The organism is Pedobacter aquatilis (genome assembly GCF_032678405.1).
GTDB classification, from domain to species: domain Bacteria; phylum Bacteroidota; class Bacteroidia; order Sphingobacteriales; family Sphingobacteriaceae; genus Pedobacter; species Pedobacter aquatilis_A.
The window spans coordinates 319535-343122 of sequence record NZ_JAVTSJ010000002.1 but is presented as its reverse complement, the minus strand read 5'-3'; the positions used below and the strand labels follow the sequence as shown (position 1 = coordinate 343122).

The window sequence follows — 23588 nt, the reverse complement described above, 5'->3', positions numbered from 1 at the left end:
GAAGCAATCTCTACCGAATTAAGATTGCTTCGTGCATCGTTAGGATAATTTTGAACATAAAGGCATGAAATACATAGAAAAGCTCCAGTACATTACACACGATATACCTCATTTAACACATATAGAGCAAGCACAAAACGCCTGCGAAGCTGGTGCTAAATGGATTCAATATCGTTGCTTAACCAAAGCAGATGACGAGCTTTTAAAAGATATAAATGCTATTGCTGAAATTTGTGATGACTGGGGCACAACATTAATTGTAACCAACCACATTCATTTGTTCGGCAAGGCCGATATACAAGGTTTTCATATTGAAGACATGGATGCAGATTTTACCAGTATCAGGGAAAAAGTGGGCGATGATATTACTTTGGGTGGCTCCGCAAATACGATCGAAAATTTAATCCGCCTGGCAAAAAGTGGTGTTGATTATGCAGGCTTCGGCCCATTTTCTATTACAGAAACGAAACCTAACGACTATCCTTTAATCACAATCGAACAATACAGAAGTACGATAAAAGAACTGAAAGCTTTAAATATTACTTTACCTGTTCTCGCCGTTGGTGGTGTAAAAACGTATGATGTAGAAGCTTTGATGCAAACAGGTATTTACGGTATTGCTGTATCTGGAGCCATTAACTTTGCTGATGATTTTATTGAAGCTTATCAGGATTTTTACGATGCAGTAAGGGGATAGCCTCTTCCAAAATCGAATATTTTTTTAGATTTGAGTATACGCAAATCTAAATTATGTCTACATCTACACTCGAAAACGACTCAAACTGGAGCACCTTAAAAAAGATTAGCTTCCGCTTCTTTTTTCTTTTATTGGTGTTGTTAATTTTTTTGAATAATAACGGAGCATTTTTATATGTCCGACAGATTTTCTTCTATCCCACTGAATTATTGCATTGGATAATTCCTTGGATTGCTGCCAACATCCTCAAACACGAATACGACACAACAATTTTCACGAACGGGAGCGGCGACACTACTTACGATTATATCCTGTTGCTGTTCTTGTTTATTGTTTCTGTATTGGGAACTGTCCTTTGGTCGTTTTTAGATCGAAAACGGGCAAACTACAACAAGTTATACTATTGGCTTATCGTATTGGTAAGGTTCTACCTCGGTTTTACGCTGATTCTTTATGGCTCGGTAAAAGTTATTCAGCTACAATTTCCACAACCATTTTTAAACCGCTTAATACAACCGTTTGGCGATGCTTCCCCAATGGGACTGGCATGGACATTTTTAGGCCTGTCGAAAGGCTATAACATCTTCATGGGCATTATCGAAGTTTCAGCCATATTATTGCTGTTCAAAAGAACCATGATTGTGGGTGCCTTTTTATCATTGGCAGCAAGTGTACATGTAATGGCAATGAATTATTTTTTCGATGTACCCGTAAAAATACTCTCTACCACACTTGTATTTATGTGCCTGTTTATTCTTGCACCACACATGCAGGCAATTTGCCGGTTTTTCCTAACAAATCAGCCGCAACAACTCACCCCCCTCCAAGTGCCTGTTTTTAAAAAGAAATGGCAGTTAATTTTATTCCGGACTTTTAAATACCTGCTGATTGTGCTGACCGTTGGTACTACATTTTATAATGCCATAAAGCAACAATATACCTACGGAGCACTGGCACCAAAACCTTTTCTATATGGTATTTATAATGTGGAAACGTTTAAACTAAAAGGAAAGGAAATACCGCCTTTGACTACAGATTCGACCCGCTGGAAACAACTGGTGATCAGCTGGCCAGGTTATGCCCAGGTAAAAGTGATGACTGATAGCAGCCTCAATTTCACCACCGTGTTTAATAGAAAGACAAAGGAACTGGTTTTAACTTCTCGTAATCAATATAATGACCAGTATAAGTTAAAATATAGCTTACTGGATAAAGACCATGTAGTTTTTTCCGGTTTAAAGAACCAGGATTCTGTATATGTCACTTTTAAACGTAAAGATCTGAAAGACTTTAAGCTCATTAACAGAGGGTTTCACTGGATAAATGAACATCCCTATAATCGATAATAAAAACTTTAAGGTTTTATCTATCTTCGCAATATGTCGTCACACCACATTGTAAAAGAAAAACAAGAGCCGGCCTTATATATTGATGAGCTGGGAAATTTTAATGAAGAACTATTGGGGCAGCTTTTAGAGTGGAGCCCGACACTTCTGGTTAATGGCGATAATTATGATAAAATTTTATCATTAGGGATTAAGGTTGATGTCCTGGTAAACGGGAAAGAAGGCGATGCACAGGAAGACACCAAAATTATCCAGGGCCCTGTTGATGCATTGATGGTAGCTGTTAACTACCTCTACGAGGAAAAATTTCCTGCGGTAAATGTAATCACAGCAAAATTCGATTTAGAAAAATTCGCGGGCTTTGAAGATAAAATCAACCTTGTAGTTTTTACTGAAAGAGCTAAGCACTATCCTATAAAATCGGGTTTTTCAGTTTGGAAACCTGCCGGAAGTGAATTTTTAATCCACGGTAACCAATACCTCGAGGTTACAAACCTAATGCAAACGGAAGAGGAAATTTTTGAAGTTGTAAAAGATGGTTTCGTGGAATTCTCATTTTCAGGACAACCAATATTTATCAGTGAGCCGCTATGATTACCCTCAGAAAAGCAAAAGAAGAAGATATTGAGCTAATCCGCGATATTGCTGCAGCAACCTGGCCATCAACTTATCTTGAAATTATTGGGCAGGAGCAGATCGATTATATGCTCGATAAAATGTATAATAAGGGAGAGTTGCTTAAACAATTTATGGAGGGCCACATCTTCCTGATTGCAGAAGAAGGAGAAAACCAATATGGTTTTGCCGGCTATTCGATTGTTGGTCATGAAGAGCGGATTTACAAGCTGCATAAACTTTACGTTTTACCTGCTGCTCATGGAAAAGGCGTGGGTAAAATCCTGATAAACGAAGTATTTAATCAGGTTAAAGACGCCGGAGCTTCAGCTTTAGAACTTAATGTAAATAAAAACAACAAGGCTAAAGATTTCTATTTAAAGGCAGGTTTTACAGTTAAAGAAGCTGTTAAAATTGATATTGGTGGAGGCTTTTTTATGGATGATTATGTGATGGCGTATCAGTTTTAAACTGAAATCTCATATAAAGTATAAGCCACAGATTAACAGACATTCTATTTAATCTGTAAATCTGTGGCTTAATATAACCTATGCTTATTGTTTTAGCTTCGGTATTCTTGTTGGCGTATCAGTACCGTTTACAATTGTTGTGGCACTTTTGGCAATCGCTTTAATTGTCGACAAGATATTTTCCACATCAAGTGAACTATATTCATCTTTCACGCTATGATATAACTTGTCGATATCGATTTGATCGGTACTTATGGTGTGCGCTGGTACACCTAAAGCAGCAAGGGTTGCATTATCACTTCTGTAAAAAAGGTTTTGCTCCGGATAGGGATCAGGGTGGAAAGTAAATTCAGTTCCGGTCAAGTTTTTCTGTAAAATCTTACCAAAGTCAGAGCGTTCGTAACCTGTTATAAAGGCTGTGTTTTTACCAAATTTAGAATCCTTACCAATCATTTCAATGTTAAACATGGCCACAACATCATCTGGATTTAATTTCTCTGAAAAATACCTTGCACCATAACCGCCAATTTCTTCAGCAGTAAAAGCAACAAATATTAAAGTACGTTCGTTATTTTTTTGTGCTTTATAATATTTGGCCAAAGCAATCATAGCTGTTGTGCCCGAGGCATCATCGTCTGCACCATTGGCAATACTATCGCCTTCGACCGGTTTTGTTATACCTAAATGGTCATAATGACCTGAGAATACAACCAGTTCTTTAGCTTTTGATTTGCCGGGAATAACACCCGCCACATTGAAAAGCGGTGGCATTTTCTCCGACTTACTTTTCACCTCAACATTAAATTCTTTAGCAGTATTTGTACCTAATACAAATATGGTTACGTCCTGACTTGGATTGATTATATCTTTTTCATCAACGATTGCAGGACGACTAGAAAAAGATTTGTATCGCTTAAAATCAGCAGCAAATTTGTTATCTACCAAAACAATTTTTTTAGTCCCTGTACCTAAAGAACGATACTGTTTTAAAAAAGCTTGAGTGGTATCCAATTTGACAACTTCAGTTCCATTTTGATTAAATGAAGCTGAAGTAGTTCTTCCAACAACTAAAATATTTTCTTGAGGAATAGTTTTTCCATCGATAACCAGTTTAGCAGGCTCCGGCGTTAATTTATATTTATAAAAAGTCTGGCGAAAGGTTTTTTCTCCTGTTAGTGGTTGCAACCCGATTTTTTTAAACTCCGACTCAATAAATGTTGCTGCCTTGTCTATTCCGGGTGTGAAAGTTCCACGTCCCTCCATTGCATCGCTGCTCAAAGTTTTAATTAAATGGTCGGTGTACTCACGCGTGATAATCTTATCGATATTCTGAGCATTCAGCTGTAAAGTTGCCATTCCGGCCAATGCTACAAGGAAAAGTTTTTTCATCTATTATTCTTTTTTGTGGTTAAGCCATCTTTAAATATTTTAACCTATTATTTTATGTGTGCTAAATTAGCTTTTTAGTTCGATTGTTATTTTGATTTAACCTGGCTGTTTAACCATTTATCTCTGAAAAGTTGCATTTCTTTGGTTAAGCTACCACCTGCCTTTTCAATGGAAACGATTTCAGGAACCGGATTTTCGGTAAAAGTAATTTTAGTCGACTTCGATACCCCTTGATGGGTATAAGTAACATCGACCACATCGCCTGGTTGATGTGCATCGGTAACTTTGTTCAGCGATGACTGGTCTTTAATTTCTACGCCATCCATGCTTATTAAAACATCATCAACATCAAGTCCGGCATTGTAAGCTGGGGTGCCCTGAATGGTTTGTGGTAAAACTACCTTTCCACCCTCAAAAGTTAATCTTCCAAAACCGGCATAAGCCTTGCCCGCATTGGCTTTACGCAAAACAAAACCTGCCTTAAGCAATAAAGCCGCATAATCGTTTTTCTCCGTTCCATAAATATAACGTTTAAAGAAATCAGCAGCAAAAGCTGGATTTTTAGTTAAGGTACCTAACGTTTTTTCCAGGTCGGGAATCGTGTAGGCAATTTCAGGCTTGCCATAAGCTCTCCATAATGCCCTCATGTAATCATCCAGGGTAAGGTTAAAATCACTACGTAAACGCAAATCGAGTGCAAGTGCTGTAGCGGCACCATAGGCGTAGTAAGAAAGGAAAATATTCCCCTTATTGGTTTGATCGATAGCTACACCCGCATCAGCAAAAACGGCATACCTGCTTGCTTGTATAGGTGAAAAGTTCCTGGCACCAGGCGAAGTCAGAACTGCATTGATTAAGCCATTAAAAGTTTGCGATGCATTATCAACTGTTTTAAAACCAGCCCTGGTTAATAATAAAGCGCCATAATATTGAGTAAAACCTTCAGCCAGCCAAAGCTCGTTACTAATGTTTGAGTGACTGAAATTAAAAGGCTCCAGCGTTTTTGGTCTTAGTCGCTCAACATTCCAGCTATGGAAATATTCATGCGAAAATGTACCCAGGAGATTTGATTCGTAACCGTCAATTTTAGGTGTGCGCTGAACAATAACTGTCGAATTTCGGTGCTCCATGCCATCACCTGCGTAATCAGGGTAAACATCATGAAGAAAATAATAATTCCCGTAATCGTATGCCGGGAACTCGCCCCACACCGCCAGATGCTCATCAACCATTTTCTTCAACATCGAAGCATAATTATCAATGGTTTTTTGCTCATCATTTGAATGGGAAACCAAATGAATGGTTTGGATTTTCCCATCGGTATTTTTCACCTCCCAGCTTGCCGTTTTATAATTGGCAAGCTCAGTCGGGCTATCCATGAAATACTGAAAGTTAGCGGCATAATAGGTATTGTTGCCCATCGGTTTTAATTGCGTGGCAACTTTCCAGTTTTGCTTTTCGTTATAATCAAACTTCACTATACGGGCACGGTTATCCATGCCTAACGGGAAAGCAAAGATTGCCGGAATATTCATGTGGGCATGGGTTTCGTCGAAACCCGCGTAGGTTCCATCAATCCAGTTGCCGAAAAGGGTATAGGTAACTTTTACAGTTTTCCCGTGGTTTGGAATTTCGTAAACATCGCCTGCCGGCTGATTGAGCAAAAGTGGTTTACCGGAAGCATCAAAGGCTTTTAAGTTGTAAACATTTTTTCCAAACTCATGTGTTGCATATCTCCCCGGCGATGAACGGCTCATTCTAACCGTTAATTTCCCTTCGGGCACATTTGGGATTAGCATACTAATCTGTGCCTCATGATGTACGACATTTGGAAAAGAAACGGTATAACTGATTTCATTTTGGGCAAAAACACTTAACGATAACAGCGTTACCACAGCGGTTCCAATAATTTTCTTCATAAAAAAGTTTTGATGGGTTTAAATTACACAAAATGTAAGATGTATTAGGTAAGAAGGATGATGCGTTCAACAGATTAGGTCTTTTCTATCATCCATTTTACCATTTCCATCATTCTTTATCCCAATCATGCTGTTCCAAATCGCGGTAGGCTTTACCTTTTATAATTTCCTTTCGCTTCGATGATTCTGCGTCAACCCGTGTTTCATGAATATTATCGGCTACTTCGAACCGGAAATCTTTATCTTTTTTCGATTCGTAAATGGAAACTTCATCCCCATCGGCAATTACATAATCATAAGGGCCGCGGGCACTCATCAGTTTAACAAAAACGGGTAAACATTCGAAGAAAATAAACAATAAACCTATAAATGTTACCGCCAAAGCGGTATTGTTATCTCGTGTGCCATCGGCATTAAACTTCAATTGTCCAAGTGCCCAGTTCCTGTCGGCAAAACCTGCAATATTGGCCAGACTGTCTAACTGCCTGTCGGTAAAAAGTTTTGCAGTAAACAAGCCATCGAATTCTTTTCTTTTATCGATGAAGGATTCTGCCTTGTTAATATTTGCCTTAAGCGTATCCAATTCGGCAGTACGTTGCTGTAGTTCCGCTTCCTTACGTTTAGCGAAAGGGCCATAACCCATTACCCCTGAGGTTTCAGTTGTTTTATTTCCGAAAATCTCAAAATTAAGTTTCTGTCTGTCAGTCTTAATTGCTTTTTCTAACGAATCGCGGGTTGCTTTCTGCTGGTTTAACCGGCCAAACTCAACCTGGTATTTGTTTTCGAAAGCTTTATTAAGCGTGTCAATTTTGGAGCGCTGTCCGTTTAAATAACTTACTTTAAGACGTTCCTTAATCTCCTTATCAAAAATTTTTAACTCAATAGGTCGGGAAATTACAATCCCGATCATTATAGCGAGTAAAATACGTGGTGTTGCCTGTAAAATCTGTTTATTGGTTGATGCACTCTTGTTAATACTCGATACAATATACCTATCCATATTAAAAATGGCGGCACCCCACAAAAAGCCAAAAATCAAGGCAAAAATAACCGCTAAATCATCACCTTTAAAAACAAAATACATGGCATAGCCGCCAGAAAGTGCGGCAAATAAGCCTGTAAAAAAGATGGTGGCACCAATGCCGGTATATTTATTTTGTTCTGAAGAATACTTTTCCAGTGTCGGGATGTGAGCGCCAGAGCAAAACCAAAAAAATCGGTTCAGTTTATTCATGTGTAACTATTTTTAGTTAAACGCCCGGGAAGTGGATATGTTACAGTTTCCATGAAAATATTTTCAGGGTTAATCCGTACTGGTGGGTATGTTAAAATACCCTGCCACAGGTATTTACGGGAGTAAAATTTTCAATCAATTTTGGATTAACCAAATCTAAAACGAATGTTTTCCTCAACCCGAATTAAACCTGCTCTTTTAACGACAATATGCTTTGCATTGTTTCTTTCATCAACAGTAAGCTATGCCCAAAGAAGACCTGTTCTTACTGAAGAAGAACAAGTACAGGAGGCGGTAAGTACTGAGGTAGAAACGCTTTTTAAAAGCCCCGATTTCCTTAAAAAGAAAAACAAAAAATTCAGTGATGTTAAAGGCTATATCACCGTCGATATTGCGGTGGTACAGAATGGGAAACTCTCCTCTTTTTTCAAGGTTGATAGCGATATCAAGAACATCGATTTTATGGAGTATATCTCCGATACCGTACTCGAGCACAAATTTGCTTTCAGGCTTCCCAAACAGCAGCGATATAAAATCAGGCAAACTATAAACATCGAATAATAAAATTTAAACCATGAACAGAAAAGTATTACTACTAACCATGCTGCTCAGCTTGAGTGCTGTGGTTGCCAATGCACAATTTGGAAAACTTAAAAGCCTGGTTGGCGGAGGCAAAGCCGGAAAAAAATCGGGTAATTTTAAAACCGTATGGGAATCTGATTTTGCTAACAAAGCTACCCGTCTTGCAATGGGGAACGAGGAAGGAACCTTTATTTTAGGAACTGACGATAACTCGGCTACGGTATTAAATGCCGAAGGAAAACCTTTGTGGGATGGTGATTATAAAAAATTAACCACAAACAAAACCAATACTGCCGATTTCCAGTATTATATTCATTCGGCAAATGGCGGCTATCTGTTCCTTTTCGACAGACGGAAAATGGGAACAGACCGCATTGCGGTTCTCGATGTTGCTACAGGCAAGGAATTATGGAATTCGGAAAATTATCAGAATCTGTTACCCAAAGATATGACCGAAGATTCGGAAGTTGAAACGGTTAAATACATAGCCGAACTCGATGCTTTCATGATTGCCCAAAAAGATGGCTTGAATATGTTAAATGCTAAAACCGGCGAAAAAATATGGGAAACAAAACTCTTTAAAGGCAGTGTTGGAAAATATATATACGATAAGGCCAGCAACCAGATTGTGATGGTAAATTTTAAACCTACAGCATTGGCGGCCTTATTCTCGGGTTTTAAAAACCAGCTAGTAAAAATAAATGCTGCCAATGGAGAAATTCTTTGGGATGCCACGTTCAGGGGTGTTGTTGAAAAAGAACTCGTAACCAGAAAAGCCATTGTTGATTTAAATATTGTGGGTGATAAATTATTTATGTGGATGGATGGCATACAGTGTTTCAACCTGGCAAATGGACAAAAAATATGGGATGTTACTTATGAAAACGACATCAGCAAAAGTAGTAACGGCATTTTAGGTGCCGGGAAAAAACGCACCAGCTATTACCATGGTATTGCAGACCCCATTTACACCGACAATGCAGTATACATCGTAATTATGGGTAATGCCGACCGCTCTAAATTTGTAGAAAAACATGATTTACAAACCGGAAAACTAATCTGGACATCAGAAAAAATTACTGGCGCTTTCGTAATGCCAAATATCTACAAAACAGGGAATCGGGTAATGGTACAGGTTGGCGGGAAAGTAGAAGTGCAGGAATTAAGATGGGAAGAAGCTTCATCAGGAGCCAGCCTGGCAATGGGCGCTTTAATGGGCGGCGGCGGTTCATCAAAACAATGGGTACCTTATATTTTCTATGATTATAAAGCACAGAAAAACGGCATCCTTTCTCTTGATGATGCAACAGGTAAAACAGTATGGCGCTCGGAGAAATTCGATAAACGTATTACCGATATGATTATTGATAACGATAAAACCGTTTTTGTAGGCGATGGCGATGAGTTTTATTCCTACAACATCGAAACCGGAAACCAGCTTTTCGATGTAAAACATAACGATGCAAAAGTTGGCCGTGCAACCGATGTGATTGATTTCGGTGACGATGTTGTGGTACTCTCTGAAAAAGGATTGGCGAGTTATAAAAAGAGTGACGGCAAAAGAAATTATGCATCAGAAAAAATTAAGGGCGTAGATTATTTTTACCACATTGGCGATAACTATTTCCTTCGCGACCAGCGCAACTCAAAAAACATAATTTACGGTATTGATATGACCAATGGCGAAACTAAAGGCATGGTAGAATCAAAAGGTAAAGGAGGCAGCCCGAAATATGGCGATGGGATAGATATTACCGCCGATGGTGAATATATTTTTGCCTTCAAAGGTAAAAAAGTAGAAAAAATTAAGGTTAACAATTAGTTGCAATGCAGCTTTGTTTATGGTTCGGTTGCGGGTTTTCCTGCAACCGTTTTTTGCTTCATTTAACCTTACAATAGTCGCTAAAAAAGATTGGCAAAAATCGTATTCTCTGTTCGTAAAGTCAAATTCTGTGGCTTAGCCCTTCGCCATACCACGCGTTGAGTGTTTTTTGTATATTTGAAAAAATAAATTTACATGAAAGAGATATCAGTACAAGAACTAAAAGAGAAAATCGATAACAAAGAAGATTTTCAATTGATTGATGTTCGCGAAACATTCGAATATGAAGTTTCTAATCTTGATGGAGAAAACATTCCTTTAGGCGGAATTTTAATTGAAGCCGACAAGGTTGCTAAAGATAAACCTGTAATTATACAATGCCGCAGCGGAAAAAGAAGTGCAGCCGCAGTAATGCAGTTAGAAGCGCAATACGGTTTTGATAACTTATATAACTTAAAGGGCGGTATTTTGGCATGGCAGGAAGCTTTCGACCCTAATATGCCGGTTTATTAAATAACCAATTTTAAATTTCAATTATCAAACGCTACAAGTTGCAAAAATACCTTTTAACATTTTTTGCTTCATACCAGGGTTTGATAATTGATACTTTTTTTGGGTAATTATTATTATTTTTCTTTAGCATCAATTGTTAAATCGTGGGTAAAAAATTCGCATTAAATATCTTTTACAACCTGGGCATCATCCTTTCAATTTTCGGATTAATATGGTGCTATAATAACGGCAAATACCTTCCTGCGGCATTTCTTGTTGGTACGGCTGCCTGCCTGTTTTATTTTAAAGTTCAGCTGATGAAAGAAATCAGAAAATCTTTTAAAGAAAAAGATCAGAAGTAACACCTTCTAAACCCAATCCGGGTAAATCTTTCAAAATATACTTTCCCTTTTCGAAAGAAGGGTTTTCAAATGGATTATTTTTGGTTAGCCATGGTCCATCCAGGTCTGCCCAGTTACACAACGGCGCCAACGCAGCAGCAGCCAAGGTAGCACAACTGGTTTCGCTCATGCAACCAATCAAAACCTTCATGCCAAAAGAACGGGCCTTTAATATCATTTGATGACCTTCGTACATGCCACAACTCTTCATGAGTTTAACATTTATACCATGGTAAGCGCCTTTCAATTTATCCATATCAACCAATCGTTGCACCGCTTCATCGGCAAGCAGTGGAATCGGGCTCCGCTCCGTTAACCAGGCATTGCCATCAAGGTTGTTTTTATCCATGGGTTGCTCTATTAAAACCACACCCTGGTTATGTAGCCAGTAAATCAAATCAATGGCCTGAATTTTATCCGTCCAGCCCTGGTTCGCATCAACATAAAGGGGAACATTGGTCATACTGCGGATAGTGTTAATAATCTCCTGGTCATTATCCCGTCCAAGCTTAACTTTTATCACCTTAAAAGCTTCAGCATCCTTTAACTTTTCCCTAATAACTTCAGGCGTATCAATACCTATAGTATACGAAGTAGGTGGCATTTTTGCGGGATCTGCCCCATAAATCTCATAACAGGGTTTGTTTAAAATTTTACCCTGAAGATCATTAAGGGCAATATCAATGGCGGCCTTAATTGCAGGTTGCCCGGGAGCAAGGCTATCTAAGTAGGAAATGATTTCACCAAAATTAAAGGGATACTGAATTTTACTCCAGTCTACAAGCTTTAAAAATGCACCCGCACTTGCATAGCTTTCACCCATGTAAGGCACCATCGAGGCTTCACCATAACCTGAAACACCCTCATAATCTAGCTTTAAAAGCATCAAAGGGGTACTCGTACGTGTAAATTTCGAAATGGAAAAAGGATGTTTTAACACTAATTCAAATTCCTTGCAACTTATTTTCATCATCAATCGTCTTCTAAATAAATAAGGCATATTTAGCCTTTACAGATTATATTTGTTTAACGCAAATCACTCCTGCCATGAAAAACATTTCAAGATTACGGTATTTTATTTATTTATCCTTCATAATTATTGGAGGATGTACCACAGGAAAAAAAGCTTTACAAAAAGGCGATTACGATGCTTCTGTTGCCAAAGCTGTTAGCCGTCTGCAAAACTCGCCAAAAAACAGCGAAGCCTTACAGGTTTTATCAACGGCATATAACCTGGCGCTGCAAGACCATCTGCGAAAAATTGATGAAGCAAAATTATCAAACGACTTGTTCAGATGGGAATCGATTATGTACGATTATCAAAAAATAAACCAGCTTGCCGATGATATTAACAGCTGCCCTGCTTGTTTAACTGTTGTTCAGTCACCGGCAAAATATATAAAAGAACTGGCTGATAGTAAACTAAACGCGGCAGCTGCCAGGTATAATTCGGGAATTGCTTATTTAAATGCTGGTAACCGCCAGTCGGCTAAAAAAGCCTACTACGAGTTTGAAAAGGTACAGAATTTAGCGGCAGGTTATAAAGATGTAAAAGCCAGAATGGATGACGCTTTCTGGGCCGCGGTTACACGCGTTGTAGTGCAACCCATTTACGTTAACAGTGGCTTATATAAATTAAGTGGCGATTATTTTCAACAACAGATAGACCAGTTTATCGGTAATTATTCGAGAAATAAATTCGTTATTTTTTATTCGGAACAACAGGCTACCCGGCAAAAAGTGGTTCCTGACCAGGTTTTGAGTTTAAATTTTGATGATTTTATTGTTGGCCAGACTTACGTAAAAGAACGTGTTGAAAAATTAAAAAAAGATAGTGTAATCATTGGCGAAACCAGAGATCGGAAACCTGTTTACGGAACAGTTAAAGCCACCCTGAGTGTTTTTGAAAAGAATATTTCATCATCGGGCCTGCTCGACATGACCATAACCGACTGGCAAAATAAAAAGGTTGTGCGCCAGCAAAAATTTCCTGGCACTTATGTATGGCGAGATAGCTGGGCGAGCTACAAAGGCGATGACAGGGCTTTGAATAAACAGCAACTTGCCATGACACGCAGAAAAGAAACCTTACCACCACCTCCAAATGCCTTGTTTCTGGAATTTACAAAACCCATTTACAGCCAACTGGTTGATGATATAAGTTACTATTATAACAATTACTAGAATTAGTAAATTCACCATTGCGGGGCAAGAAGTAGTTTTTTCTGTGAAACAGATTGCTTCGTGCCCCGCAATTACGTCATCTATCAAAAAACCTATTTGTTGTAATCCCTACGTTAAAATAAAACAGGATTATCCTCGCCTAAAAATATAATGGTTAATTTTGCAGCAATGAATACCGGCTTATATAATCCTTTCCAGCATTTCGATTTCTTGTATAAAACCTGCTTTTTAAGCGGGAAAACTTTTAACTCTCCTGTATTGCAGGTACCATTGATTCCTAAATGGTTAATGGAGCAGGCTGGTTTAACGGGTGAAGAACAAATTCAATTTCTCGATGAGACCATCCGTTCTTACAATACATTGGTTATTCCGGTAAACAGCGAGGTTAAGGATGCTTTTTTAAATCCGCTGGAAGCAAAGATCGAAAAGGCATTTGAAGCAGGCTATAACGGTGTTGCTGCCTTGCCACAATTAGATTTATTTAACTGGATTGGTAAGTTTCTCTATGGTTTCGTTTATACAGAAATGCATGCTGCATTGCGCAAGGAAATGACTGCCGAGGGGTTAAATATGTCGCAATCATTGATGATGAAATTCGCCAACCTGAATTTCATGATGCAAAACCTCTACACCAGCCTGGAATTCGAAAATTTCACACCCTGGTCAATTACTATTGTAAAACTTGAAAATGAAGAAACCCCTTTTAGTTTTCGAGATGAAATAAATACGCTTACCTTTTCTTTAAAAATGAAAGACCTTGGTATCATAGCCTGCTTACAGGATAACGGCACAAACAAACGTTATCACCAGGAAATTATTAACGAAGTTGAAGGCAAAGCACTCACTGCACAGCAATTTGAAGAATTAACCGCTCGTTTTTATTACTCAGCTTACTTGTTTAACCGCCTTCCCGAATATACTTTTATGCCGGTTGAGGGTACAATTTACATCGAGGCAATGCCCTTACGAGGTAACATGTCGAAACCGCTTTTCGATGTTTGGCAGCATAAAATTTATGCCCAGGTTTTGGAAAATTTCTGGAAACCCTGGGGCTACGTTAAATTCGAGATTATTAAAAATCCTGATGAACCGATGAGCTTTTTCGAAAACCCCTGTCTACCTGCCGCCGGTTAAAACCGTAATAAAATTCTGAATAATCCCCGGTACGGAAATTATCGTAAAAATTAGGCCTGTTAGCGCTCCGTAAAAGTGTGCATCATGGTTAATGCCGTCTCTCGAGTTTCTCGATGCATAAGCACAATAAATTAAGTATAAAAAGCCGAAAACTACTGCTGGAATTCCAACAGGAATAAACATAATATAGATTTTCGACATTGGATTGAACAAAATAAAACTAAACAACACACCGCTGATTGCGCCTGATGCTCCCAGACTGTTATAATTAAAACTATCCTTATATCGATAAACAGTAGGTATGTCGCTCAAAATTAAACTTACCAGGTAAAGTAAGCCAAAACGCCAGCTTCCCATCATGGTTTCGAGCGTAAAGGCAAATGCGTAAAAGGTAAACATATTAAAAGCCAGGTGCATCCAGTCGGCATGGATTAAGCCGCTGGTAATCAATGTAAATACATTTTTGCCTTTCGATACACTATATGGATGCAGCATAAACTTCCCGTATAAGCTGTTATCGTAAAAAGCATAGAGGCTGGTAATAACTGTAAAAACAAAAATAAGTGAGGCAACAGGTGCCATGTTAAAAAATTCCATTCAATATTATTTTAAATCGAGCTTTACGTTTGTTATTAAACGCGAAACAGGGTATCTATTGTTTGTTTTCTCGTAATAATCTGAGTTTTTATAAACAAACTCCAACTGTGCCGTACCGCTTTTAGCAAAGGCCGCATCAGCTGATTTTTTTTCTTCTAATTTAGCTTTTAATTCAGGGTTATTTTTCAATAATTCTGCGCCAGTATCTTCAAAAACATAGGCCGAATAATGCTCTTTCATATCTAAAATCGAATCGAAGAAATTCCAGTTAAAATAAGAATCGGTTGCCTGTGGCTCAAGGGTTTCTATCAAATAACGGTTGCTGGCCTGATTGGTATAAACCACATAATCACCCGCATAATACTGCAACGTTTGCTTTACCGGATTTACGTTTACACCCAAATGCAGGTAATGCCCTTCGTAAGGCCTTGTACCTGTTTTAAAATCGCCAATATAATAGCTTTCCACATCAATTTTTGTATCTGTTTTAAGCTGTGCAACTTTAACATTATTTAGCTTAAGCAAGGCGATAACTTTATCCCAGGCTTTAGGAATAATGTATGCTACAGGCTTTTTTATGCTTAATGCTGGTTCAAATTTATTCCACTCTTTAATGGTGTTGGTAAAGGGTTTATTCCGGTCGTAATACAACCTGTCGAAACCACTGATAGCACTCGGTTTTTTACCGGCTTCAAAGCCCTTAAACGGAATACTGTCGACAACATTTTTATTCAAGTTCCAGGAGAGTGGAAATTCATCCTGTGCAACAACAAATTCATCCGCCTTCCGTTTATTCTCACCGATAATTTTTGCATCACGTGCTACAATAGCTATATAAGTCTGTAATAACTTATAAGTAGCATCTACACGTAAATCGAACGATTTCAGCATATGCGTTTCCGGCATAAAACCAATGGTATTATGTAGTGTAGCATATCCTGTAGAATAGCGTGGCGACTCAATAAAACCCGTGATGCCTGTTTCCGGTGTTTCACCTATCGAGTTAACATAAGGAATCATTGGATAACCTTTTTGTGCCATTGCTTTATATAAATTGGGCACCAATGTTTGGGTTAAATAACCTGATAAAATAGTATTCAGTTTATCTTTCTGCGTTGGGATCAGCGTCATCACGTACTGATAATCGGCACCGTTGCTGGTATGTGTATCAACAAATATTTCAGGCTGCCAGGTATTAAAAATCAATTGAAAAGCAGCTGAGTTTTTCGAATCAGTTTTTATGAAATCGCGGTTCAAATCCAGATTTTTGCTATTCCCCCTAAAACCATAAGCTACGGGGCCATTCTGGTTGGCCCTTGAGGTTCCGCTTCTATTAAAACTACCATCAATATTATATAAAGGAATGATACAAACCACAACATCTTTCGGTAGTTTATTGCCTTTTAACAAATCCCTGGCCAGCATCATCGACGCATCAATCCCTTCCGGTTCGCCCGGATGGATACCATTATTGATTAGAAAAATCCTTTTATTCGCCTTACGGATTTGCTCAGGATCAAAAACCTTATCTTTTGATAAAACCAACAGATGTAAGGGTTTTCCAAAATCTGTACTTCCGTAAGTTAAAAGTTTAGATTGGGGATAAGTTTTAGCTAAATGCTGGTAATAGGAAATTGCGGCATCATAAGTTGTCGTTTCTTTCTTGCCACTTTTTTCGTAGGGCGTTTCTTGTGCCACTGCCAGCAAATTGCTAAAAAGCAACAAAAACACGAATGCCTTTCTCATGTCAGGAAACAGTTATAAGAAATAATTAAAGTGTTTTACGATAAACCTTAATCGTACCAAAATAGTATTTGAAACCTACACTATATACGTTATAGGTATCCGGATCGTAATTTTTAAATCGTGTCGATGGATCATTATAGCCATCCAAACCTTCGCCAAAAGTAAAATTGCTTTGTGCGTTAAAATTTAGTACATAGCGAACATAACCCCAACCATCGTTAAAATAAAAATTAATACCCAGGTTTATAGGCACCCATAAGTTTACGCTTTTATCTTCACCTGGGAATGGACCATAACCAGGGTCGTAAGCTGCCCAGCTTGGTTTGTAACGAACAATATCAGTGATGTTATTCTTTACAGCACCCAAACCGATTCCGGCATATAAACCTTTAATATTATACAAAAAGTTGGTTTTGTTGTAATTAATAAATTCACCTAAGCCAACCTTTAAATTTGCGTTAACACCAGTATATTTATTTACAAACTGCCTGTTGTGGGGGTCATTAACAATATCTCCTCCCTGAACCATGCCATATTGCGCTTCTAAACCTAAAGTAATAAAAGGATTTAAATGATGATCAATATTACCATAGATGGTATAACCCCAGTTACCTTTAACAACATCTGTTTTCGAAAAATTCGGGCCTGCACCCAAACCATAAGACCATTTAAAATAGTTAGACTGAGCATTGGAAAAAAGGGCAAAGCACAACAATAATAAGGTAAGGGATGTAAGTCTCAGCGGGTTAAAATTCATATTGCTTTTTTTACAAAAATAATATGTTTATTCAATATCCATAACTTTTACCTTTGGAATTATGAGTATATATCAAAACTTTAATAAAAGTTTAACAAACAGATTTATCAGGTATGCCAGAATCGATACGCAATCTGACCCGGAATCGCCAACTTGCCCTTCAACGGAAAAGCAAAAAAACCTTGGCTCCCTGCTCGTAGAAGAATTGCTTGGTATCGGTCTGGCTGATGCACACATGGACAAGAATGGTTATGTCTACGCTACTTTGCCCGCAACAAGCGATAAAACGGTTCCCGTGATTTGTTTTTGTTCGCACATGGATACTTCACCTGATTGCAGTGGCGAAAATGTTAAGCCTATTGTACATCACAATTACCAGGGAGCTGATTTGGTTTTACCTGACGACAACTCCATTATCATAAAACTCGCTGAGCACAAGGATTTACAACACCAGATTGGAAATGACATTATCACGGCGAGTGGTACAACTTTGCTGGGTGCCGATAATAAAGCTGGTGTTACCGAAATTATGGAAGCAGTAAGTTTCCTGATGAACAATACATCGATAAAACACGGCACTATAAAAATTCTTTTTACACCTGATGAGGAAATCGGACGCGGCGTAGATAAGGTAAACTTAAATAAGCTTGCTGCCGACTTTGCCTACACCGTTGACGGTGAAACTTTAGGTTCGATAGAAGACGAAACCTTTTCAGCTGATGGTGCTACTTTAACCGTTAATGGCGTGAGCACGCATCCGGGTTTCGCAAAGGATAAAATGGAAAGCGCTATAAAAATTTTAGCCGAAATCTTAACTGCACTACCTAAAAACACGCTAACCCCCGAAACAACTTCAGGCAAAGAAGGCTTTATACATCCCGTATCAGTTAAAGGTCTGGTTGAGCAGGCCGAAGCACAATTTATTATCCGCGATTTTACTGATGAAAAACTGGAGCAACACGCAGCCTTACTGAGGAAAACTGCTGAGGATGTCCTTAAGAATTATCCGGGTTCTACCTTTACACTTGCAGTAAAGGCGCAATACAGAAACATGAAACAAGTGCTGGATAATTATCCTGAAATTGTTGAAATCGGCATTGAAGCCATAGAAAGAGCAGGTGTTAAAGCAAAAAAACAAAGTATCAGAGGCGGAACTGATGGCTCAAGGTTGTCATTTATGGGCTTACCATGTCCGAATATTTTTGCTGGTGAGCATGCTTTTCACAGCAAGCAGGAATGGGTAAGTGTACAGGATATGGAAAAAGCTATACAAACCATTATCAACATTGCCTGTATTTGGGAAGAACGCAGTTAACAGCCGGTAGTACGGCACCTTTTTCACAGTTTTTATTTATCTTATATAAGTAACAGAAATTAGCCGTTTATTTTTTTTAAAAGCAACTAAATTATTATCAAATTTGTTACTTTTAATGGTAATGACAATACTCGAAAACGACTTTTTAAAAGTTGATATTGCGGCAAAAGGTGCCGAACTGCAATCCCTGTTTAGTAAAGAAACCCAGATAGAATATTTGTGGAGTGGCGATGCAAATTTCTGGGCGAAACACAGCCCGGTTCTGTTCCCCATTGTGGGTTCTTTAAAAGATGATAGCTACGAATATAAGGACAAAACCTATCATTTGTCTCGTCATGGCTTTGCAAGAGACCATGAATTTACCGTTGAGAAAATAAGTGAAACTGAGGCTGTATTTACTTTAAAGAATACCAGTGAAACGCTTGAAGTTTATCCCTTTCCTTTTGAGCTAAAACTGAACTACAGGCTTATCGAAAGGAAATTAAGTCTTACTTACACAGTTATCAATACAGGCGCCAGGAAGATGTTTTTTTCGCTTGGTGCTCATCCGGCTTTTGCCGTCCCAAATACACCTGATACAACTTACGAAGATTATTACCTCGCCTTTAATGATGATGACCGCTTAACCTTCTGGAAACTTGACGACGGTTTGGTGGCCAATGAAACTGAAACGATTGAGCTTAGTAGCCATAAATTAAGCTTAAAACATAATCTTTTTTATAACGATGCCCTTGTTTTTAAAAACCTGCAGAGCAATTGCATCAGCCTGCTAAATACAAGGAATGATTACGGCTTACATTTCCATTTTGACGATTTCCCTTTCTTTGGTATCTGGGCGGCAAAAGATGCACCCTTCGTTTGCCTGGAACCATGGTGTGGTGTTGCCGATGGTGTAAACCATAACCAAAAGCTTCAGCATAAAGAAGGTATTATTAAGCTTGATGCCGGAAAAAAATGGAACCGCTGCTGGGAAGTAGAATGTTTTTAAAAAAATAAAGCCCTTAAAAAATTTAAGGGCTTTATTTTTTTAACTTATTTTATGGCCAGTTGTTGCTGGTCGGCATCTACAACCTGTATAAAGGCTGTTTTAAAAGCCTCGGCCTTTTCTGCAGGAACATAATCCTTTTTCAAGACCATCTTTCGGTTAAATACAACTTTGTTCCCTACTATTTTACTGCTCAATGAGAAATCGACATATTCATTCGAAATATTAAGCGGCTTCAACGCTTCTACAAGTTTTTTCCCTTCAGGTAACTGCATGGTAATCTCTTCACTGCAATGCTCAGCCAGAAACATTTGTGTAAGATCTATGCCGAAACTTCTTGGCTGTAAAACCTGTAGCTGGTTGGCTGTAGCCGACATTGACCATGGCAAAGAAAAAATGCTCATTCCGGCAACAGGTTTACAGGTTTTCATGAGTGCATATTCGGTATAAGCCTTTAAGGTGTCTGATGTTGCGGTAAGCGGACTTAAATTGGTAAATTCTATTTTGTAAACGTCATTCTCCGGAAATGTTGTGGCCAAACTTTCTTTCAGTTTTTTAATCTGGTCTTTATTTGAAAGGTTATCAAACATATCCCTGGTAGAACTTGCTACTGAACCTGTAGCATAATTAACCTCCTTAATTTGCATATCCGCACCTTTTAAGGTAACCGTGGTCGAATAACTCAATGTATTTTTAGTTCTCTGCCCCGGATTTAAGCGGGCTAAATCTGTTGTATTATTGTTAATCTCAAGAATTTGCTCATTTAAAGAACCGTTATAGAATGTCCCGAAAGGCAAAGTTCCCGAAGTTAACTCTACATAATAGCTCTTACCGTCAATCATTGCTTTAGCGATACAATGGTTAAAATCTATTGTTGGCAGGAGCATGGTATTCTGGCCGTTATCACGGGTTTTTACCAAAGCAAGTTCTGCGCTGATGCCTGCTTCCTTACACATGGTAACAAACAGCGTAGAAACATCTTTACAGTCGCCAATCCTGGTATTAATTACTGTTGCCGGGTTTTGTGGTACAATACCACTTTGTCTGAAAGATACCGAACTGTAAGAAATGTTCTGTGTAATGTATTTGTAAATCAACTTGATTTTGCTCAATGCATCAAGATTGTTTTTTCCTTTAAACAAATCATTAATAACCGTTTTTATTTCATAGCTGCTCCTGGCTTTTGCTGTTGCAATATTATTGTACCAGTTAGCCACAAACTTCCAGTCAGGTATTGAAGAAACATAAATAATGTTGGTAACATCATCCATTGGCGGCATTTTATCTTCATAAATTAAAGCCTTTTGGTTCTCTGCTTTCCATACATATAAATCAAATTCATCTTTTTGCGTTTTAACAGGTGCAATTTCCTTAAGCGAGAAACGATATTTAAATTGTTTATCGCGATGGATTAACAATGAAAACTTGGTATTTAAATAACTCGATCCATGGGTAAAATAAAATGAATCCCAGAAATGCGTTGCCAGGCTACCTTCATTGTAATTCTGTGTTTTGTACCGAAGGTTAATAATATCGCCAACTTCCAGATTAGTAAAAATAATCTGACTGCTGTTTTGCTCGGCAGGCACCTTGCTTCCATTGGCTTTAATTACTTCAGCCACCTCTACATTCAGATTTTGCGAATTATAATAGGGGATGTTGTATTCCTTTAATGCTTCAAGTCCTTTTTGTGTTAAAATCTTGGCGATATAAAAATGTTTTTCTTCCGAGCCACCGTTTTCATAAGCTACCTTCTGCACTTCTTCATCCAGGATCACAAAGTGATCATCAGGAAAATCGGCAAGCTTGGGCGCCTTTGCAACAAGGACCTTTACATCTGGCTGTTCGAAATAATCAAACACATCTTTTTTATCTTCCAGTTTTCTTAATGACTGAATTGCGTCGTAATTGTTCGGACTTAACTTTAAACTTTTCTGATAAGCGGTAACGGCCTTTTCTTTTTGCTTAGCCATCTCGTGAATCCTTCCCAGCGATTCGTAATAATTACTGGTATTTGGTGCAATTTCAAGGCATTTCAGATAAAGCTTTTCGGCCTTATCATATTGTTGCATATTGTAATACTGTGCTGCAAGATCCATATAAATACCAACGCCTATTGGATCGTTTTCTATTTCCTTTTGATAAACATTTAATCCGGCATTAACATCGCCTTTATCGAAATAGGCTTTTGCCAGATATTTCGAAACGTCATAATTATCATGCTCATCAACAAACTTTTTAAGGAAGGTATAAGCGTTTGAGTTTTTCCTGATTTCCTTTTCGCAAAGGTATTTAAGCCAAACCATAGAACTTGAGTTCGGATATAAGCTATAAGCCCTTTCAACCAGTTTTATAATTTCTTCCTGATTGTTGCGCTTGCCTGCAATCTGGATTTTTTTAGCAATAACATTTTCGCTTTCACCATAAATTTCCTCAAGCTTTTTAATAATCAATTCGGCATTGTTATAATCATCACGGGAGATATAATCGTTGTAAACCAGACTCATTGCAAAAGGCGATTCAGGATCTGCCGTTTTTATGGTTTCCTGTAAGGTTTCCACACCCGTTCTGTTTTCCTCCTTTTCAAATAGTTCGATATACAAAGTATTAATGAAGGTACTTTCAGGAAACTTCTCCTGCAATTGTTCTAAAATCTTTCTCGCTTCAAAAGCATTATCATTTCTTAAATATAACTTGGCCAGCAATATTTTATTTAGATAACCATCCGGTTGTTTGGCAATTTCATTTTCGAAAAATGTGATCGCCGGCAATTTAACGAATGCAGGCTTAAAAGTTGTTTCTTTTATGTAGGCTTGTGGCATTGCAGTCGAAGTAATCCCCTCTAAATTCTTTCCGTTTTCATCAGTTAATCGAACCAGAAAATTAGAACGACCTGCATAGCTCTCGCCAATCTGAATTAAAATACGGTTGTAACCTGCATTTAATTTAATCGTGCTGATGTAAGAGTCCAGATCATTATTACGCTCATCAGCTTCAGAAATTACCAGCTTGTCGTTTACCCAAACCTTTACCGAACCCGAAACACCAATGCGTAACTGTCCGTTAATATCAGCCGGCGACTTAACAAAATTTTGCGCAAAAATTATGGCATTGCTGTAATTGTTATAATAGGTAAAATCGAACCATTTATTATGTTTGGTATAAGGTACCGTGCGCCAGCCAAATTTCAAACCTTTTTTACCAGTAAACTGCGCATCTGCTTCTGGCTTATCCAAAACATCGTATGTTTTATCGAAACCACTTGTGGAGATGTTTTCAAATTCTGAAGTAATCAGCCAGTTATCAAGGCTACCAATTTGCGCATAAGCTTTATCAGCAAGGGCATAGTTTTTCTTGCTTTCATAATATTCACCAATCATCGAATTCGCCATGCCGTACATAGTCCCGTCGAACTTTTTCTTTAACAGGCTGTTGTAAAACTCCAGGTGCTTTTTATTGTCATTACCATCGGTACCGGTTAAAGCATAGCTTCGCCACATGGCCAATAAATATGGTTCAGGGTTTGCAGCAGCATTGTAGAAACGGGTAAAATAATCAAAACCCTTTTCTGATGGCTGGTCGAACTGCGACATGATGCTTAAAGCCAGGTTTGCTTCCTGTGCCGTTGCCGCTTTGGCCGATAATTCCGTAAACTGCGTTCTCGCTGTTTTACGGTCGTTTTTAAAGAAGTTTTCCCATGCCGCATTAGGCGAAATTTGTGCCTTTAAGCTTAGTGAGAGTAATATAAGAAACGTTAATGTAGAATATTTTTTCATAATCCAATGATATAATATTTTTTTTGAATTCACTACACCGCACAACATTATTTCGGGGATTTGAACACCAGTGTTTTACACCAAAATTAAAGTCTCCATATTCCCTTTATTTGTCGCAAATACCCCC

General features: G+C 38.2%; 20 protein-coding genes. 12 read left to right on the top strand and 8 right to left on the bottom strand.

Features of this window, described 5'->3' with window-relative positions:
- Positions 1 to 64 precede the first annotated feature (64 nt).
- Genes R2R71_RS06915 through R2R71_RS06900 form a run of 4 tightly spaced genes read left to right on the top strand, consistent with a single transcriptional unit; the run spans position 65 to position 3128 of the window.
- Positions 65 to 697, top strand: a complete 633-nt coding sequence (locus R2R71_RS06915; protein WP_316830527.1) for a thiamine phosphate synthase — start codon at positions 65 to 67, stop codon at positions 695 to 697.
- 53 nt (positions 698 to 750) lie between these two features.
- A complete protein-coding gene (locus R2R71_RS06910) occupies positions 751 to 2043 on the top strand; it encodes a hypothetical protein (protein WP_316830526.1) in 1293 nt (430 codons plus the stop codon).
- 33 nt (positions 2044 to 2076) lie between these two features.
- On the top strand, positions 2077 to 2637 hold the full coding sequence (locus R2R71_RS06905; RefSeq protein WP_316830525.1) for a thiamine pyrophosphokinase: 561 nt from the start codon (positions 2077 to 2079) through the stop codon (positions 2635 to 2637).
- Positions 2634 to 3128 carry a GNAT family N-acetyltransferase gene (locus R2R71_RS06900; RefSeq protein WP_316830524.1) on the top strand — a complete coding sequence of 165 codons (495 nt, stop codon included), beginning with the start codon at positions 2634 to 2636 and terminating at the stop codon, positions 3126 to 3128. The genes R2R71_RS06905 and R2R71_RS06900 overlap by 4 nt, the downstream gene beginning before the upstream one ends.
- 84 nt (positions 3129 to 3212) lie before the next feature.
- On the opposite strand, the gene R2R71_RS06895 is transcribed toward R2R71_RS06900, so the two are convergent.
- From R2R71_RS06895 to R2R71_RS06885, 3 genes are all read right to left on the bottom strand, one after another.
- Positions 3213 to 4517 (bottom strand): M20/M25/M40 family metallo-hydrolase, encoded by a 1305-nt coding sequence (locus tag R2R71_RS06895; RefSeq protein ID WP_316830523.1) that lies wholly within the window; start codon positions 4515 to 4517, stop codon positions 3213 to 3215.
- Between the two features lie 86 nt (positions 4518 to 4603).
- Positions 4604 to 6436 (bottom strand): M61 family metallopeptidase, encoded by a 1833-nt coding sequence (locus R2R71_RS06890; protein ID WP_316830522.1) that lies wholly within the window; start codon positions 6434 to 6436, stop codon positions 4604 to 4606.
- 109 nt (positions 6437 to 6545) lie between these two features.
- Entirely contained in the window at positions 6546 to 7670 is a 1125-nt protein-coding gene (locus R2R71_RS06885; protein ID WP_316830521.1) for a DUF4407 domain-containing protein, read from the bottom strand.
- A 165-nt stretch (positions 7671 to 7835) separates the two neighbouring features.
- Between R2R71_RS06885 and R2R71_RS06880 the strand changes: the two genes are divergently transcribed.
- The 4 genes from R2R71_RS06880 to R2R71_RS06865 all read left to right on the top strand — a co-directional run bounded on the left by R2R71_RS06880 (position 7836) and on the right by R2R71_RS06865 (position 10928).
- The gene (locus R2R71_RS06880; RefSeq protein WP_316830520.1) at positions 7836 to 8231 is read left to right on the top strand and encodes a hypothetical protein; all 396 of its coding nucleotides are present in this window, start codon (positions 7836 to 7838) and stop codon (positions 8229 to 8231) included.
- A gap of 13 nt (positions 8232 to 8244) precedes the next feature.
- Positions 8245 to 10074: a PQQ-binding-like beta-propeller repeat protein gene (locus R2R71_RS06875; RefSeq protein ID WP_316830519.1), complete on the top strand. Its 1830-nt coding sequence runs from the start codon at positions 8245 to 8247 to the stop codon at positions 10072 to 10074.
- A gap of 195 nt (positions 10075 to 10269) precedes the next feature.
- Positions 10270 to 10587 (top strand): rhodanese-like domain-containing protein, encoded by a 318-nt coding sequence (locus tag R2R71_RS06870; protein ID WP_316830518.1) that lies wholly within the window; start codon positions 10270 to 10272, stop codon positions 10585 to 10587.
- A gap of 143 nt (positions 10588 to 10730) precedes the next feature.
- Positions 10731 to 10928: a DUF6358 family protein gene (locus R2R71_RS06865; protein WP_316830517.1), complete on the top strand. Its 198-nt coding sequence runs from the start codon at positions 10731 to 10733 to the stop codon at positions 10926 to 10928.
- Here the strand turns inward: R2R71_RS06865 and R2R71_RS06860 are convergent.
- Positions 10906 to 11967, bottom strand: a complete 1062-nt coding sequence (locus R2R71_RS06860; protein WP_410478208.1) for a dipeptide epimerase — start codon at positions 11965 to 11967, stop codon at positions 10906 to 10908. The two genes, R2R71_RS06865 and R2R71_RS06860, sit on opposite strands and share 23 nt — an antisense overlap.
- A 47-nt stretch (positions 11968 to 12014) precedes the next feature.
- Here R2R71_RS06860 and R2R71_RS06855 point away from each other — a divergent pair, with 47 nt between their 5' ends.
- Together R2R71_RS06855 and R2R71_RS06850 are read left to right on the top strand one after the other, a co-directional pair.
- Positions 12015 to 13151 carry a hypothetical protein gene (locus R2R71_RS06855; RefSeq protein ID WP_316830516.1) on the top strand — a complete coding sequence of 379 codons (1137 nt, stop codon included), beginning with the start codon at positions 12015 to 12017 and terminating at the stop codon, positions 13149 to 13151.
- A 168-nt stretch (positions 13152 to 13319) separates the two neighbouring features.
- Entirely contained in the window at positions 13320 to 14285 is a 966-nt protein-coding gene (locus tag R2R71_RS06850; RefSeq protein WP_316830515.1) for a hypothetical protein, read from the top strand.
- Here R2R71_RS06850 and R2R71_RS06845 read toward each other — a convergent pair.
- From R2R71_RS06845 to R2R71_RS06835, 3 genes are read right to left on the bottom strand one after another with little or no spacing between them, the layout of a single operon-like run.
- Positions 14268 to 14882 carry a rhomboid family intramembrane serine protease gene (locus tag R2R71_RS06845; protein ID WP_316830514.1) on the bottom strand — a complete coding sequence of 205 codons (615 nt, stop codon included), beginning with the start codon at positions 14880 to 14882 and terminating at the stop codon, positions 14268 to 14270. The genes R2R71_RS06850 and R2R71_RS06845 overlap by 18 nt on opposite strands.
- Before the next feature lie 6 nt (positions 14883 to 14888).
- Positions 14889 to 16628 carry a M14 family metallopeptidase gene (locus tag R2R71_RS06840; protein WP_316830513.1) on the bottom strand — a complete coding sequence of 580 codons (1740 nt, stop codon included), beginning with the start codon at positions 16626 to 16628 and terminating at the stop codon, positions 14889 to 14891.
- 25 nt (positions 16629 to 16653) lie between these two features.
- Positions 16654 to 17385 (bottom strand): hypothetical protein, encoded by a 732-nt coding sequence (locus tag R2R71_RS06835; RefSeq protein WP_316830512.1) that lies wholly within the window; start codon positions 17383 to 17385, stop codon positions 16654 to 16656.
- A gap of 61 nt (positions 17386 to 17446) precedes the next feature.
- Here R2R71_RS06835 and pepT point away from each other — a divergent pair, with 61 nt between their 5' ends.
- On the top strand, positions 17447 to 18700 hold the full coding sequence (pepT, locus tag R2R71_RS06830) for a peptidase T (protein ID WP_316830511.1): 1254 nt from the start codon (positions 17447 to 17449) through the stop codon (positions 18698 to 18700).
- A 121-nt stretch (positions 18701 to 18821) separates the two neighbouring features.
- The gene (locus R2R71_RS06825) at positions 18822 to 19688 is read left to right on the top strand and encodes an aldose 1-epimerase family protein (RefSeq protein ID WP_316830510.1); all 867 of its coding nucleotides are present in this window, start codon (positions 18822 to 18824) and stop codon (positions 19686 to 19688) included.
- A 44-nt stretch (positions 19689 to 19732) separates the two neighbouring features.
- Here R2R71_RS06825 and R2R71_RS06820 read toward each other — a convergent pair whose 3' ends face one another.
- Positions 19733 to 23461: a DUF3857 domain-containing protein gene (locus R2R71_RS06820; RefSeq protein ID WP_316830509.1), complete on the bottom strand. Its 3729-nt coding sequence runs from the start codon at positions 23459 to 23461 to the stop codon at positions 19733 to 19735.
- Between the last annotated feature and the right edge of the window lie 127 nt (positions 23462 to 23588).

Excerpts from the sequence above, each read along its gene's own strand:
- R2R71_RS06915 (WP_316830527.1), top strand. The coding sequence starts at position 65 with ATGAAATACATAGAAAAGCTCCAGTACATTACACACGATATACCTCAT.
- R2R71_RS06910 (WP_316830526.1), top strand. The coding sequence starts at position 751 with ATGTCTACATCTACACTCGAAAACGACTCAAACTGGAGCACCTTAAAA.
- R2R71_RS06905 (WP_316830525.1), top strand. The coding sequence starts at position 2,077 with ATGTCGTCACACCACATTGTAAAAGAAAAACAAGAGCCGGCCTTATAT.
- R2R71_RS06900 (WP_316830524.1), top strand. The coding sequence starts at position 2,634 with ATGATTACCCTCAGAAAAGCAAAAGAAGAAGATATTGAGCTAATCCGC.
- R2R71_RS06895 (WP_316830523.1), bottom strand. The coding sequence starts at position 4,517 with ATGAAAAAACTTTTCCTTGTAGCATTGGCCGGAATGGCAACTTTACAG.
- R2R71_RS06890 (WP_316830522.1), bottom strand. The coding sequence starts at position 6,436 with ATGAAGAAAATTATTGGAACCGCTGTGGTAACGCTGTTATCGTTAAGT.
- R2R71_RS06885 (WP_316830521.1), bottom strand. The coding sequence starts at position 7,670 with ATGAATAAACTGAACCGATTTTTTTGGTTTTGCTCTGGCGCTCACATC.
- R2R71_RS06880 (WP_316830520.1), top strand. The coding sequence starts at position 7,836 with ATGTTTTCCTCAACCCGAATTAAACCTGCTCTTTTAACGACAATATGC.
- R2R71_RS06875 (WP_316830519.1), top strand. The coding sequence starts at position 8,245 with ATGAACAGAAAAGTATTACTACTAACCATGCTGCTCAGCTTGAGTGCT.
- R2R71_RS06870 (WP_316830518.1), top strand. The coding sequence starts at position 10,270 with ATGAAAGAGATATCAGTACAAGAACTAAAAGAGAAAATCGATAACAAA.
- R2R71_RS06860 (WP_410478208.1), bottom strand. The coding sequence starts at position 11,967 with ATGCCTTATTTATTTAGAAGACGATTGATGATGAAAATAAGTTGCAAG.
- R2R71_RS06855 (WP_316830516.1), top strand. The coding sequence starts at position 12,015 with ATGAAAAACATTTCAAGATTACGGTATTTTATTTATTTATCCTTCATA.
- R2R71_RS06850 (WP_316830515.1), top strand. The coding sequence starts at position 13,320 with ATGAATACCGGCTTATATAATCCTTTCCAGCATTTCGATTTCTTGTAT.
- R2R71_RS06845 (WP_316830514.1), bottom strand. The coding sequence starts at position 14,882 with ATGGAATTTTTTAACATGGCACCTGTTGCCTCACTTATTTTTGTTTTT.
- R2R71_RS06840 (WP_316830513.1), bottom strand. The coding sequence starts at position 16,628 with ATGAGAAAGGCATTCGTGTTTTTGTTGCTTTTTAGCAATTTGCTGGCA.
- R2R71_RS06835 (WP_316830512.1), bottom strand. The coding sequence starts at position 17,385 with ATGAATTTTAACCCGCTGAGACTTACATCCCTTACCTTATTATTGTTG.
- pepT (WP_316830511.1), top strand. The coding sequence starts at position 17,447 with ATGAGTATATATCAAAACTTTAATAAAAGTTTAACAAACAGATTTATC.
- R2R71_RS06825 (WP_316830510.1), top strand. The coding sequence starts at position 18,822 with ATGACAATACTCGAAAACGACTTTTTAAAAGTTGATATTGCGGCAAAA.
- R2R71_RS06820 (WP_316830509.1), bottom strand. The coding sequence starts at position 23,461 with ATGAAAAAATATTCTACATTAACGTTTCTTATATTACTCTCACTAAGC.